The organism is Nocardia miyunensis NBRC 108239 (assembly GCF_001613065.1).
Classification (GTDB): Bacteria; Actinomycetota; Actinomycetes; order Mycobacteriales; family Mycobacteriaceae; genus Nocardia; species Nocardia miyunensis.
In genome coordinates, this window is record NZ_BDBQ01000069.1 from 51,810 (window position 1) to 65,707 (window position 13,898).

Annotated in this window: 15 protein-coding genes; 8 read left to right on the plus strand and 7 right to left on the minus strand. The window is 68.5% G+C overall.

The genetic code is table 11. The features are described 5' to 3' along the window. Positions 1-6: 6 nt before the first annotated feature. A complete protein-coding gene (locus NM2_RS29230) occupies positions 7-759 on the minus strand; it encodes an adenosylcobinamide-GDP ribazoletransferase (protein ID WP_067675240.1) in 753 nt (250 codons plus the stop codon). 402 nt (positions 760-1,161) lie between these two features. Further along, positions 1,162-3,075 (minus strand): nicotinate-nucleotide--dimethylbenzimidazole phosphoribosyltransferase, encoded by a 1,914-nt coding sequence (gene cobT, locus NM2_RS29235; RefSeq protein ID WP_067675243.1) that lies wholly within the window; start codon positions 3,073-3,075, stop codon positions 1,162-1,164. Positions 3,076-3,225: 150 nt separating this feature from the next. On the opposite strand from cobT, the gene NM2_RS29240 reads away from it, so the two are divergent. Further along, the gene (locus tag NM2_RS29240; RefSeq protein ID WP_067675245.1) at positions 3,226-3,591 is read left to right on the plus strand and encodes a ClpX C4-type zinc finger protein; all 366 of its coding nucleotides are present in this window, start codon (positions 3,226-3,228) and stop codon (positions 3,589-3,591) included. Positions 3,592-3,610: 19 nt separating this feature from the next. On the opposite strand, the gene NM2_RS29245 is transcribed toward NM2_RS29240, so the two are convergent. Then, positions 3,611-4,567 (minus strand): helix-turn-helix domain-containing protein, encoded by a 957-nt coding sequence (locus NM2_RS29245; protein WP_067675248.1) that lies wholly within the window; start codon positions 4,565-4,567, stop codon positions 3,611-3,613. Positions 4,568-4,653: 86 nt separating this feature from the next. On the opposite strand from NM2_RS29245, the gene NM2_RS49430 reads away from it, so the two are divergent. Together NM2_RS49430 and NM2_RS49435 are read left to right on the plus strand one after the other, a co-directional pair. After that, a complete protein-coding gene (locus NM2_RS49430) occupies positions 4,654-4,818 on the plus strand; it encodes a hypothetical protein (protein ID WP_157121379.1) in 165 nt (54 codons plus the stop codon). A gap of 14 nt (positions 4,819-4,832) precedes the next feature. Next, positions 4,833-5,003 (plus strand): hypothetical protein, encoded by a 171-nt coding sequence (locus NM2_RS49435; RefSeq protein ID WP_157121380.1) that lies wholly within the window; start codon positions 4,833-4,835, stop codon positions 5,001-5,003. A gap of 271 nt (positions 5,004-5,274) precedes the next feature. Here NM2_RS49435 and NM2_RS29250 read toward each other — a convergent pair whose 3' ends face one another. Next, a complete protein-coding gene (locus NM2_RS29250) occupies positions 5,275-5,934 on the minus strand; it encodes a DUF3043 domain-containing protein (protein ID WP_067675250.1) in 660 nt (219 codons plus the stop codon). Between the two features lie 230 nt (positions 5,935-6,164). Between NM2_RS29250 and NM2_RS29255 the strand changes: the two genes are divergently transcribed. The 3 genes from NM2_RS29255 (at position 6,165) to NM2_RS29265 (ending at position 8,524) form a co-directional block, all read left to right on the plus strand. Then, positions 6,165-6,515 carry a HesB/IscA family protein gene (locus tag NM2_RS29255; RefSeq protein ID WP_067675253.1) on the plus strand — a complete coding sequence of 117 codons (351 nt, stop codon included), beginning with the start codon at positions 6,165-6,167 and terminating at the stop codon, positions 6,513-6,515. Between the two features lie 130 nt (positions 6,516-6,645). Beyond that, entirely contained in the window at positions 6,646-7,617 is a 972-nt protein-coding gene (locus NM2_RS29260) for a carbohydrate kinase family protein (protein WP_067675295.1), read from the plus strand. Positions 7,618-7,810: 193 nt separating this feature from the next. Beyond that, a complete protein-coding gene (locus tag NM2_RS29265) occupies positions 7,811-8,524 on the plus strand; it encodes an MBL fold metallo-hydrolase (RefSeq protein WP_067675256.1) in 714 nt (237 codons plus the stop codon). Here the strand turns inward: NM2_RS29265 and NM2_RS29270 are convergent, their stop codons facing one another. Continuing rightward, positions 8,525-9,625: a branched-chain amino acid aminotransferase gene (locus NM2_RS29270; protein ID WP_067675259.1), complete on the minus strand. Its 1,101-nt coding sequence runs from the start codon at positions 9,623-9,625 to the stop codon at positions 8,525-8,527. A 392-nt stretch (positions 9,626-10,017) separates the two neighbouring features. Further along, positions 10,018-11,118, minus strand: coding sequence for a glycine cleavage system aminomethyltransferase GcvT (gene gcvT / locus NM2_RS29275; RefSeq protein WP_067675262.1), 1,101 nt, complete (start codon positions 11,116-11,118; stop codon positions 10,018-10,020). A gap of 171 nt (positions 11,119-11,289) precedes the next feature. Between gcvT and NM2_RS29280 the strand changes: the two genes are divergently transcribed. Further along, positions 11,290-12,810 (plus strand): leucyl aminopeptidase, encoded by a 1,521-nt coding sequence (locus NM2_RS29280; protein WP_067675265.1) that lies wholly within the window; start codon positions 11,290-11,292, stop codon positions 12,808-12,810. 91 nt (positions 12,811-12,901) lie between these two features. On the opposite strand, the gene NM2_RS29285 is transcribed toward NM2_RS29280, so the two are convergent. Further along, complete coding sequence (locus NM2_RS29285) at positions 12,902-13,258, minus strand: oxidoreductase (protein WP_067675268.1); 357 nt, start codon at positions 13,256-13,258, stop codon at positions 12,902-12,904. A gap of 384 nt (positions 13,259-13,642) precedes the next feature. Between NM2_RS29285 and NM2_RS29290 the strand changes: the two genes are divergently transcribed. After that, positions 13,643-13,898: biotin/lipoyl-containing protein (locus tag NM2_RS29290; protein ID WP_305781660.1), on the plus strand; the 256-nt coding region annotated here is incomplete at its 3' end.

Consider the following 13,898-nt stretch of genomic DNA (forward strand, 5'->3'; position numbering starts at 1 on the left):
GCGCCATCAGCGACTGCCGAAGGTGGCGACGACGAGCGTGAGCGTGGTACTCACCTCCAGCGCGGCGCCGAGGACGTCGCCGTTGAGTCCGCCGAACCGTGCGACGCAGTGGCGGACCAGGATTCCGGCGGCGACCAGGCCCACCGCGACGGCCAGGATACCGAGCCACCATCGGCCCGGGACGGCGAAAAACCCCGCGGCGAGGGCGATCACGGCCCACGGCAGGGCGATCCGCGGCGATTGCGTCCCGGCGACCAGCGCCCCGAATCCCGAACCGGGGGCGGGTTCGTAGCCGCGGCGACAGGCCAGCACCACCGCGACCCGCCCGATCACCACCGCCGCCGCGATGGCCTGCCACCGCCCCGATCCGGCCAGTGACGCACACGAGAACGCCTGAGCACCGATGGCGAATATCGCCGCGGCAACACCGAACGGCCCCGCCCCGCCGCTTTTCATGATCTCCCGCGCACGTTCGGGCGGCCCGTAACTGCCGAGCCCGTCGAAGGTGTCGGCCAACCCGTCCAAATGCATCCCCCGCGTGCTCAACGCGAGCGCCCCCACCGTGACCAACCCGGCCACCGCGAAACTCGTTCCCGCAGTAGCCAACAGCCACATCAACCCGGCCGCCCCGGCCCCCAGCACGATCCCCACCACCGGAGCCATCGCGATGGCCCGAGCCGCAACCCGCCGATCCACCTCACCGGGCCCGGCCACGGGCAGCACCGTCAACCACGAGAACGCCAGCCGAATCCCGTTCACCGGCAACCCTTCTCATCCAGAGAACGATTCCTCCGCCACGACGGGACACCGCCCGCGCGCACCGGACCCCATCGAACAACCGGAACAACCACATACCCCGCCGAGCGCGACGACATCCACCGCTCATTCGGACTGATCACCTGCACAGCAGACGATTTCCGCCGGACAACACGGGGTGCCGAGCACAACCACGCCCCGCGCACGTTCAGTCGGCTCCTCGACACAGCAGACCACTCCGGCCGCCGGACGACATGGTCGTCCGAGCACAGCGGCGTCCACTGCTCATCCGGTCGGATTGCCCGTGCAACAGGCGTTTCCGGCCGGACAACGCGGCCCGCCCCGGGCCTGCCGCAGGTCGGCGGCAGGGAGCAGGATTCGACGGGGGTCATCGGCCGGTGTCGATCAGGGCGCGGCGGGGGCGGTGTCGTCGGCGGTGCTGACTCCGGCCTCGCCGAAGGTGGCCATTTCCGTGAGGGCGGCGACCGCGCCGCGCAGGATGGGCAGGGCGGTGACCGCGCCGGAACCCTCGCCGAGGCGCATCTCCATATCCACCAGGGGTTCCAGGCCGAGTTTGGTGAGGGCGGCGCGGTGGGCGGGCTCGGTCGAGCGATGGCCCGCGACCCACCATGCCGACGCTCCCGGCGCGAGCGCGTCGGCGAGCAGGGCGGCGGCGGTGACGACCACGCCGTCCAGGATCACCGGCGTGCGGCGCACCGCGGCCTGCGCGAGATATCCGGCCATCGCGGCCAGATCCGCGCCACCCGCGACCCGCAGCAGGGCGACCGGATCCTTCAGATGCGGACGGGCCCGCCACATGGCGTCGCGGATCGCGGCCGCCTTGCGCATCCAGCCCGCATCGTCGACGCCGGTGCCTCGGCCGACGGCCAGCACCGGTTCGGTATCGGTGAGCGCGGCGATCAGAACCGTTGCGGGCGTGGTGTTCCCGATGCCCATATCACCGGCGATCAGCAGATCCGCACCGCCGTCGATCTCCTCGTCGGCGATCGCGCGCCCGGCCGCCAGCGCGGCGTTCACCTGCGCCTCGGTCAGCGCGTCCTCGCGGTCGATGGCCCCGCTCGCCCGTCGCACCTTGTGCGCCGAGACCGCCGGATCGGTATCGGCGTCGACGGCGATGTCCACCACGCGCACGGTCGCGTCCGCTAGCCGAGCCAGGGCGTTCACCGCCGCGCCGCCCGCCAGGATATTGGCCACCATCTGGACGGTGACCTCACTCGGATAGGCCGAAACCCCGTGCCGCGCAATGCCGTGATCGCCCGCGAACACCACGATCCGGGCCCGCTCGAACTGCCGCGGCGGGCAGGTCCCCTGACATGCGGCGACCCAGTTGCCCAGCGTCTCCAGCCGCCCCAGCGCACCCGCGGGCTTGGTCAACTGCGACTGCCGTTCCTGCGCCTGCACCCGGACGTGCTGATCCGGCGGCGCGACGATCCCGAAAACCGGCGCCGCACCGGACAGGTCGTACATCGGATCGGCAGCGCCGGGAATCGCGGGAGGTATTGCGACCGAACCGTTTCCCGAATCCTGCTCCGCTACACCGGACCCCGCCGCGTCTCCGGCAGCCAGCGCTGCCGCACCCTGCGCAGCGGTCTCGTCCTGCGCAGGGCCCCCGTGCGGCGCGATGGACCCGCTCTGCGCGGTCGCCCGGCTCTGCGCAGTCACCTCGTCCTGCGTCGCGACCCCGCTCTGCGCCGCGTCCCCGGCCTGCTGCGTGCCGGGCACGACCGAAGTCACTGCCGCAGTGGCATTTTCAGCCTCGCGGACCCGCACCGGAACACCCGCGACAACGAGGTACACCTCGTCACACAACGCCGCCACCCGCTGGTTGAGCGATCCGATCTCATCGGCGAACAACCGCCCGGACCGCGTACCCGGCAGCACGCCCAACCCGGTCTCGGGACTCACGATGACCAGCGGCTGCTCGTATCCGGCGATCGCCGCGACCAACTCCGCGACATCGGGCGCGACGGTCCCGCGCGGCGACTCCCATGCCGCCCGCGCATCGATCCGCCCGGTCAGCCAGGTGCCCAGATCATCGATCAGCGTCATCGGCGTCGGCTCGGCCAGCGCCCGGACCGGATCGCCCTCGACGACCTGCCAGTCCGCGGGCCGCCGCTCCCGATGCGCCGCCACCCGGTCGGCGAAATCACCGTCGGCGGGATCCACCGCGGCGGTCGCGACATACCGGACGGGACCGGCTCGACCGGCCAGTTCCTCGGCGAAGGCCGATTTCCCGGACCGTGTCCCACCGAGTACCAGCGTCCGGAGCGGGCGCTGCCTCGAAGCATCGTTCAACACGCCAGAACGGTACCAATCACCTCCTCACCACGACATGCGCGCACCGGCACCACGCACGGATCCCCAGACCTCTTGTCAGGATTCGCCTGACAGATCCATACTGTTGTCAGGCAATACCTGACAAGATGTTCCCGTCCCGAGGAGGGCTCGATGACCGCACCGACACCCGCACCACCCCGATGCTCCTTCTGCGGCAAGGCCGCCACCGAGGTGAGCACTCTCGTCGCCGGTCCCGGCGTGCACATCTGCGACGAATGCATCGGACTGGCCGCGACCATCACGGAGAATCGCCGCGCCTCCGACACCCCCGCTCCCCTGCAGATATGGGAGGCGATGTCGGACGACGAAATGCTCCAGCACATTCCGCGGGTGGCGGCGGTCGCCGGTCAGGTGGAGGAGAATCTGCGCGACTGGGTTCAGGAGTTGCGCCGCCGCAAGGTCACCTGGGCCCGCATCGGCGGCGCGCTCGACATCACCCGGCAATCCGCCTGGGAACGCTTCTCCGGCGAGGAGTGAAACCGCCCCGGCGCGGGACTCAGGATCCGAAGCGACGACGATATTCGGTGGGCGCGATCCCGACCTGACGCTGGAAGTGGTGCCGCAACAGGGCTCCGGAGCCGAACCCGCAGCGGCCCGCGATGGTCTCGAGATCCAGCGCGGATTCCTCCAGCAGCTGCTTGGCCAGCAGAATGCGTTGCGAGGTCAGCCATTTCACCGGTGTCGTCCCGGCCTCGGCGGCGAAGCGGCGGGCGAAGGTGCGCGTCGACATGGCCGAGCGGGAGGCCAGATCCTCCACGGAGTGCGGCAGTTCGAGATTTTCGTTCATCCAGCGCATGGTGTCCCCCAGACTGTCCGAATCACAGTCGGGGACGGGACGTTCGATGAACTGCCGCTGCCCGCCGTCGCGCTGCGGCGGCACCACCATGCGGCGGGCGATCTTGTTGGCCACGCCGCTGCCCAGTTCCCGGCGGACCAGATGCAGGCAGGCGTCGATTCCGGCCGCGGTGCCCGCACTGGTGATCACCGAGCCCTCGTCGACGAACAGCACGTCCGGGTCGACCGTGGCCTCGGGATACATCTCGGCGAGCTGATCCACGTACCGCCAGTGCGTGGTGCAGGTCCGCCCGTCGAGCAGTCCGGCCGCACCGGCCAGGAATGCGCCGGAACACACCGTGAGCACGATCGCCCCGGCCGCCGCCGCATCGCGAACCGCCTGCACCACAGCGGGATCGAACCCCGCCCCCGATGCGAACGGGAAGGCCGGAACGGCGACCAGGTCCGCACCGCGCAACTCGTCCAGGCCGTACTGCGGGGTGACGGTGATACCGGGCGAACTCGACGCCAGCGGCCGTCCGGCCTGCGCGCCGCACACCCGGAAATCGAACAGCGGTAGTCCGTCCTCGCGGCGGTCCAGTCCGAAAACCTCACAGACGACCCCGAATTCGAACATGGCGAGATGTTCGTTGAGCACGACGGCGACCTTGGAGAGCACCCCATCAGTGTACGTGGCTGAATATTGATGAAGTATGTCGTTACCGCCACTGTTGGCGGCAAGTGCATGAGCACAAAATTACTGCCATGGCTATTTTCGTACTGTTCCTCCTGGTCATCGCCGCACTGTCGGCCTACCTCAACTACCGGACCGGTGCACACCCCACCGGATCATCGGATGTCGTCGACCGCGACGCCGCCCGGATCGACCACGAACTGCGCGCCATCATCGGCGTCCGCGAGCCCCGCTGAAAGGCAGGCACGCCATGACCATTCGCGAACGACTGCACCGAACCTGGACCGTTGTCGGCGAATTGACCAGCCAGCTCTGCACATTCATCCCGCAACCCCCCGAACGCACCGGAATCCAGCCCGAGGACACGGCGCGTTTCGGGATCCTGCTCAGCACAACCAACAACATCCGCGAACACGGCTGAGCGCATTCGGAATTCGAGCTCGTTCGATGCGATCGACCGAAGGCCACAGCGCGCAGTTCCCCGCCCGTCCACCGGACTGATCCGATCGGATCCGGATAGTCACACTGCCGGATCCGCCGCACGCACGACGAACCAGCCGATATACGAATCACCCTCGCGGAGAACGTTCAACTCTTCAGACGCGATCCGTGCCGGACAGAACCGGGCGGTGCGGCTGACCGCAGCTGCCCATGAGTCGCACCGAACGGGTCCAGGTCGACCCGGATCGGGATCAGACGCTGTCGCCCGGATTGACCCGCGGCTTGGGCATCCGCATCCGCCGGATCTGCGAGGCGCGCACGAATGCGTACCAGCCCAGCTGCAACGACGAATTCGTGCTCGCGGGGAAACGCTCACGCACCCGGCGGTTGATGATGCGGCCGAGCACGACGCCCTCACCGGCCATGAACACCATCATCACCAGCATGGCCAGCGTGACGTAGATCTGCACCGCCGGATTCAGGAACATCGCCACGATCAGCAGCAGCGCCAGCGGCATGAACAGACCCACCAGATTGCGGCGGGCGTCGACCAGATCGCGCACGTAGGCGCGGACCGGACCGCGATCGCGCGGCGGCAGGTACTGATCCTCACCCGCCGCCATGCGGGCGCGCCGATCGGCGGCGGCGGCACGACGCTCGGCGGAAGCGGCCTTGCGGTCGGCCTTCGTACCCCGCGTGGCCTTGCGCCGGGCGCGCGCTTCCTTCTGCGTCATGGGTGCGGGGGCCACCGGGCCACGACGCTTACCCTCGGCATCCCGCCGCTTGGGGGTCGGACGACCCTTACCAGCGGTGGCCGTGACAGGCGCGGTCGACGCGCCCGTCTCGGCGGCCGGGGCGTTCTCGGCGAGGTCTTTACTGCCGGCTGCATCGCCGCGGCGGAGGAACTTCACGCCGACCAGGCTATTGGATAGGGTATCCCCCAGGAAATGCGGTACACCCAGATTGTTGTGTCACAACTCATACCACACCGTTCAGCCCCCGGTAACCCGGCATTTCCGGGGTGCGCGGACACAGCACCCGCGTCGGAGTGGCAAGATTGGAATAGACACCCACGGGGTGACGTTGACCGCTTACGAGCCGTGCGCTGTTACGGGTTGAACACAGGTCCCTAGGAGAGTTCATGACTGTGCAGAACGAGACCACCACCCACGGTGTGACACTGACCGATGCCGCCGCGTCCAAGGCCAAGGCGCTGCTCGATCAGGAGGGCCGCGACGATCTCTCGCTGCGTATCGCCGTTCAGCCGGGTGGCTGTGCCGGCCTGCGCTATCAGCTCTTCTTCGACGATCGCGCCCTCGACGGCGATCTGGTCGTCGAGTTCGGCGGTGTGAAGCTGGCCGTGGACCGGATGAGCGCCCCCTACGTGGAGGGCGCCGCGATCGACTTCGTCGACACCATCGAGAAGCAGGGTTTCACCATCGACAACCCGAACGCCACCGGCTCCTGCGCCTGCGGCGACAGCTTCAACTGATATCCACCCCTCGGCGCGGAACTCGTTCGGGTTCCGCGCCGGTGTCATGTCTGTTCATCCTTACCACTGGTGATCATCACGCGGTACGGTGAAGGCTGATCTCGCCTCGACAGTGAAGGACCGGGTTTTCGTGACCATCGCAGTGTCCGCATCCATCGCGACAGACCATCTGATGCGTTTTCCGGGGAAGTTCTCCGATGTGCTGCTCGCCGATCAGCTGCAACACGTATCGCTGAGTTTCCTCGTCGACGATCTGGTCATCCGCCGCGGCGGCGTCGCCGGAAACATCGCCTACGCGATGGGTCTGCTGCGCCGCGACCCGCTGCTCGTCGGCGCGGTCGGCGCGGACTTCGGTGATTACCGGAACTGGTTGGAGGGCAACGGCGTCGACTGCTCGGGCGTGCGGATCTCGCAGACCGCCCACACCGCGCGGTTCGTGTGCACCACCGACGAGACGATGGCCCAGATCGCCTCGTTCTATCCGGGCGCGATGAGCGAGGCCCGCGACATCTCGATCGCCGATCTCGCCGAGAACCACACGCTGGATCTGGTTCTGGTGGGCGCCAACGATCCCGACGCGATGGTTCGCCACACCCGGCAGTGCCGCGAACTGGGTATCGCCTTCGCCGCCGATCCCTCCCAGCAACTCGCCCGGCTCGACAGCGAGCAGGCGCTGGACCTGATCGACGGTGCCGCATACCTTTTCACCAACGAGTACGAGTGGGGTCTGCTGCTGCAGAAGACGGGCCTGACTCCCGAGGAGATCGGCCGTCGCGTCGGTATCCGGGTCACCACCCTCGGCGCGAAGGGCGTGGTGATCGTCGATCCCGACGGGGTCGAGGTGAATGTCGAAGTGGTGCCGGAACTTTCGAAGGTCGACCCGACCGGCGTCGGCGACGCGTTCCGGGCCGGATTCCTCACCGGACACACCGGCGGACTGAGTCTGGAGCGCTCCGCACAGCTGGGATCGCTGATCGCCGTGCTGGTGCTGGAGACCGTCGGAACCCAGGAGTGGACCCTCGATCGCGAGCAGGCGCTCGAGCGGATCGGTGCGGCCTACGGTGCCGAGGCCGCCACGGACATCGCCGCCCTCTTGAGCTGAGCCGCACTCCGACCACAAGCGGAAACCGTTCCGCCCCAAGGCGAATCACCCACCCCGTGGGTTGTGCCGCGCAATTCTCGCGACCGATCCGGCCCACGGTGTGTACTGCGATGCCTGTGAGCCGACAGCACCGTGATCGTTCACAATACGGCCGGATGCGTGGAGTTCGCCGACTGGCAATAGGGTGGTTCATATGGGATCCGACCGTTTGTACTTCCGTCAGCTACTCGCCGGACGCGACTGGGCTGTGGGCGATCCGATCGCCACCCAGATGCGAAACTTCGCGTATCTGATCGGCGACCGTGAGACCGGCGACTGCGTTGTCGTGGATCCTGCGTATGCGGCGGGCGATCTGGTGAATATCGCCGAGAGCGACGGACTGCGGCTGACCGGGGTGCTGGCCACCCATCACCATCCCGACCACGTCGGCGGCACGATGATGGGATTCACCCTGCACGGGGTGCGCGAACTACTCGAGCGGGTGCAGGTTCCGGTGCACGTGCATCAGCAGGAGCTGCCGTGGGTGGCCAACGTCACCGAGATCGCGCCCAGCGAACTGACCGGGCACGAGCACGGCGACAAGGTCCGCGTCGGCAGCTTCGACATCGAACTGCTACACACTCCCGGGCACACCCCCGGCAGCATGTGCTTCCTGTTCGAGGATCGGCTCGTCGCGGGTGACACGCTGTTCGTGGAGGGTTGCGGACGCACCGATTTCCCGGGTGGGGATTCGGAGTCGATGTTCCGCAGCCTGCGTCATCTAGCGGAGCTATCCGGCGATCCGGTGGTTTATCCCGGGCACTGGTACGCCCAGGAGCCCAGCGCGGCGCTGTCCGAGGTCCGCGAGAAGAACTACGTCATGCGCCCGCAGACCCTCGAACAGTGGCAGATGTTGATGCCCGGCTGATCAGGCCAGTGCGCGCATCCAGCCGTGGATGTCGGCGAAGGTGCCGCGCTGAATGCCGGTGAGCGTGTCACGCAGCGCCATGGTGACCTCGCCGGGCTCCCCGTCCCCGATGGTGAACTCACCGTCGGCCGAGCGGACGGAGGCGACCGGGATGACCACGGCCGCGGTTCCGCAGCCGAAAACCTCTGTGATCTCACCGGATTCGGCGCCCTTGCGCCATTCCTCGACCGAGACCCGGCGCTGCTCCACCTCGTATCCGGCGTCCGCGGCCAGCGTCAGCAGTGAGTCGCGAGTGATGCCCGGCAGCAGCGAACCGGACAGTTCCGGTGTCACCAGCCGCGCCTGCGAGCCCGAGCCGAAGACGAAGAACAGGTTGTTGGTGCCCATCTCCTCGACGTAGCGGTGATCGCACGCGTCGAGCCAGACCACCTGGTCACAGCCCTGCTCACTGGCCTGCTTCTGCGCCAGCAGCGAGGCCGCGTAGTTACCCGCCACCTTCGCCTCGCCGGTGCCGCCGGGCGCGGCCCGGACGTATTCGGTGGACAGCCACACTCGCACCGGCTTGAGGCCGCGCGGGAAGTACGCGCCCGCGGGCGAGCCCAGCAGCAGGTACTTGTACGCTCCGGCGGGCTTGACGCCCAGCCCCGACTCGGTCGCGAACAGGAACGGCCGCAGGTACAGCGAATCCTCGCCACCGGCGGCCGGCACCCAGTCCGCGTCGACCTCGAGCAGTTGCCGTACCGATTCGATGAACAGTTCCTCGGGCAGTTCGGCCATCGCCATGCGTCGCGAAGACCGTTGGAAGCGTGCGGCATTCGCATCGATGCGGAACGTCGCGATGCTGCCGTCACCCTGCCGGTATGCCTTGAGGCCCTCGAAGATCGCCTGCCCGTAGTGGAACACCATCGTCGCCGGATCCATCGACAGCGGCGCGTACGGCTCGACCCGCGCATCGGTCCACTGGCCGTCGGCGTAGTCGATCGACACCATGTGGTCGGTGAAGTAGCGCCCGAATCCGGGTGCCGCCAAGATCTCCTGCCGTCGCTGCGCCGAACTGGGCGCTGGATGCGGAATTCGGGTGAACTGTGCGGCAGCGGTCATGATCCGATCCTAGCTGTAACGGAGTCCGTCTCTTTCGACCCACCATTCGTGCGCCCCGGTCGGCTCCGGGTCGCTGGGCGCACTGCTCAATTCCCGGTGTTCCGACAGGTCAGTGGTTGGGCACACTGCCTAACGAGCACACCGATATGCCCCGGGCGGAGGCACCTCCACACAGCTGTCGGCATGCCCACATCCACCCGCTACGAACCTGCTCGGAACGACCCGTCCGATAACGCTGAGCCGCACTGCCGTCGCCATCGACGGCCGGCGTCGCGCCGACCCGTTCGAACCGTGCCGGAACGCCGCGTCGGCCGCGAAGGAATTCGAGCCGACGCTCTCAGCCGCGCGGGCAGACGTTTTCGAACCGTGCGCACATCCGATATCAGCCCTGGTCAGGATGTGTGCGGGGTGACGAAGGGCGGGCGGACGACCTGCACGCGCAAGCGGCGGCCGCGCACGTCGACCTCGACCTCGTCGCCGGGCTCGAGGGCCGCGGCGGTATCGAGCAGAGCCAGCGCGATACCGATCTTGAGGGTGGGCGAGAAGGTGCCGGAGGTGGTTTCACCGATCACCTCGTCGCCGCGCAGCACGGACTGCCCCTGTCTCAACACGCCACGGTCGAGAGCTTTGAGCCCCAACAGGATTCGGCGCGGTCCGGCCGACTTCTCCTGTTCCAGTGCGGATTTTCCCCAGAATTCCGGCTTCTTCCAGCCGACGGCCCATCCGGCGCGCGCCTGCACCGGCGAAATGTCCAGTGCCAGTTCGTGTCCGTGCAGGGGATAGCCCATCTCGGTGCGCAGGGTGTCGCGCGCGCCCAGGCCAGCGGGCTCGCCCCCGGCCGCCCGCACCTGCTTCACCAGCTCCCGGAACAGCGCCTCGGCGTCGGCCCAGCGCGGCAGCAGCTCGTACCCGTGCTCGCCGGTGTAGCCGGTGCGGCATACCCGCACCTGGCGGCCGTCCCATTCCGCGTCGGCGTAGGCCATGTACTCCATCTCGGTCGGGAGCCCGAGCGCGGCCAGGACCCGCGCCGATTCGGGTCCCTGAACCGCGAACACGGCATAGCCGCGATGTTCGTCGGTGACGGTGATCCCCTCGGGCGCGGACTCACGCAGCGCGGCGACCACCGCGGCGGTGTTGGCCGCGTTGGGCACCAGGAAGATCTCGTCGTCGGCGACGTAATAAGCGATCAGGTCGTCGATCACGCCGCCCTCGGGCGTACAGCACAGGGTGTACTGCGCCTTGCCCGGCCGGATCCGCCGCAGATCGTTGGTCAGCGCCGAATTGACGAACTCCGCCGCGCCCGGACCCGACACGGTGGCCTTGCCGAGATGGCTCACGTCGAATACGCCGACGGTCGTGCGGACCGCCGTGTGCTCGGCCACCGTCCCGGCATAGGACACCGGCATCTCCCAGCCGCCGAAGGGCGCGAAGGTCGCCCCCAGTTCGACGTGCGCCTCGTGGATCGGCCCTCGCAGCAGGTTCGCGTCGTTCACCGGGCCAACCCTAGCCGCCGGATCTCACCTCGTGCGTACCCGCCGAATACCCGCACCCCGTCCGTGGATCCGCACCCGCTGCAGCAACTATTTCGAGTGCGTTTCCACGGACGGGGTGCGGCCCGGCTCCACTGCCGTGACACGGCGTCGATGGCCAGTAGCCTGTTTCGCATGACAGCTGCTGCAGATCGCTCACTCGGACCGGATGTGGATCTGGTCGATTCCCTCAGCCCCGATACCGATGTGCTGGTTCTCGGAGTCATCGGTGGCGAGGACGGTCCGGCCCTCGCCGGGAGTGACGACGAGGTCGTCATCCGCGCGGTCGGCGCCGAGGCGCTCACCGCGGTGCTGGAGAGCCTGCGCGCGGTCGGCGCGAAGGGTGCGAGCGAGGAGCTCACCCGTATCCCCGCTCCGGCGGGCCTGACCGGCGTCACCAGCGTGCTCGCGGTCGGCCTCGGCGCACCGGACGGTATCGATGCCGAGCAGGTGCGCCGCTCCGCGGGCGTCGCGGCTCGCGCGCTGAGCGGTGTGCGGCGGGCGGCCAGCACCCTGTCTCGCCTGGAACCCGGACCGGCCCCGGCCGCCGAGGGATTCTTCCTCGGCGCGTACTCCTTCACCGCGTTCCGGTCCGAGAAGTCCGCGCCCAAGCCGGAGGAGGGACCCCTCGCGCGGGTCGATCTGCTGGTATCCGATCCCGCCGACAGCGCGGCCGTGCGGCACGCGGTCCAGGTGGCCGAGGCGGTCGCCCTCGCCCGCGATTTCGTCAACACCCCGCCCAGCCACCTCTATCCGGCCGAGTTCGCAGAGCGCGCGAAGGCTCTCGCCGAACAGGCCGGTCTCCAGGTCGAGATCATGGACGAAAAGGCCCTGGCCACAAAGGGTTACGGCGGCATCGTCGGCGTCGGCCAGGGCTCCTCGCGCCCGCCGCGGCTGATCCGGCTCACCTACGCGGGCGGTGCGAAGAAGGTCGCACTCGTCGGCAAGGGCATCACGTTCGACACCGGCGGCATCTCGATCAAACCCGCCGCCAACATGGAGAACATGACCTCCGATATGGGCGGCGCCGCGGCGGTCATCGCGGCCACGATCGCGGCCGCCAGGCTGGAGTTGCCCGTCACTGTGACGGCGACGGTCCCCATGGCGGAGAACATGCCCTCGGCCACCGCGCAACGTCCCGGCGATGTGCTCACCCAGTACGGCGGCACCACGGTGGAGGTGATCAACACCGACGCCGAGGGTCGGCTCATCCTCGCCGACGCGATCGTGCGGGCCTGCGAGGACGACCCCGAATACCTGATCGACGTGGCCACGCTGACGGGTGCGCAACTTGTGGCGCTGGGCAGCCGCACCCCGGGCGTCATGGGCACCGAGGAGTTCCGCGACCGAGTCGCGCGCCTGTCGCAGGCGACCGGTGAGAACGGCTGGGCCATGCCGCTTCCCGCCGAACTGCGCGCGGACCTCAACTCCAAGATCGCCGATCTGGCCAACGTCTCCCCGCATCGTTTCGGCGGCATGCTGGTGGCCGGGCTGTACCTGAAGGAGTTCGTCGCCGAGGGCGTGCAATGGGCCCATCTCGACGTCGCCGGTCCGGCCTACAACACCGGCGGCGCGTTCGGCTACGTGCCCAAGGGCGGCACCGGCGTTCCGGTCCGCACGCTGGTCGCCGTACTCGGCGATATCGCGGCGGAGTAGCGCGATGACGGACGGTTCGCGCGGATGTCCGGCGTTGCGAGCCGTCCGTCCGGTGCCGGTTCGACAGCGCGGCGAGCCCCGTCGCGCCGGGCTAGTCGCCGAGCAGCTCTTGTTCGGCGGCTCGTTTGCGCTCGATGCGGCGGCGAGCGTCGAAGTCGCGCATGCGCTGTGGGTAGCCCGTCCGGCGCACGTCGTACACCGGGATGCCGAGACGGCCGGACAAACGCTGCGCACCTCGCGCTCCCACCGTCCGGCGGGTCCATTCGCCGTCGTGCGCCACGAGTACGACCGTGACATCGGTCACCGTCGTCTTCGGCTCCACGTATGCCTCGACGCCGACGTGGGAACGCACCCACTCATCCAGGTACCGGGCATCGGTCGCGGGTCCCCCGCCACCCGGCGCCCGGACACGATCCACCGACTGGCGGAAACGATCCAGCAAACCCATCCCCCGCCGACCTCCTGTCCGACATATCGGGTTCGGAACTCACCCGATTCATCGATAGTGCCAGCCGTCGCGGCGACACGCCGCAAAGTGCCGGGCAGCACGGTGCGACCGCCGGACACGGACCGCCCTGTGCTACACGCCTCGACGGCGAGTGCAAGGATGGACAGTCGGAACAAGAACCCCACACGGATCTCCGGTGCCACACAGAATGTTCGGTGGCGGTCGGCGGCCTGTGCGGTCAGGGCGCGGAGGCAGAGTTCTCAGCACTGCCGAGGGCCCGGCGCACCTGCCGAATAGACTCGGACATCCGCCGCGACCAGCGGCGGGCGCCCGCCGAGAGACAACTGTTGTAGACCCGTCGAGCAGTTATAGGAGTCAACGGACATGGCCTTCTCCGTCCAGATGCCGGCCCTTGGTGAGAGTGTCACCGAGGGAACCGTGACCAGGTGGCTGAAGCAGGAAGGAGACACGGTCGAGGTCGACGAGCCACTGCTCGAGGTGTCCACCGACAAGGTCGACACCGAGATCCCCTCGCCCGCCGCCGGAGTGCTCACCAAGATCGTGGCCAAGGAGGACGACGTCGTCGAGGTCGGCGGCGAGTTGGGCGTGATCGGCGCCGCCGACGAGGCGCCCGCCGCCG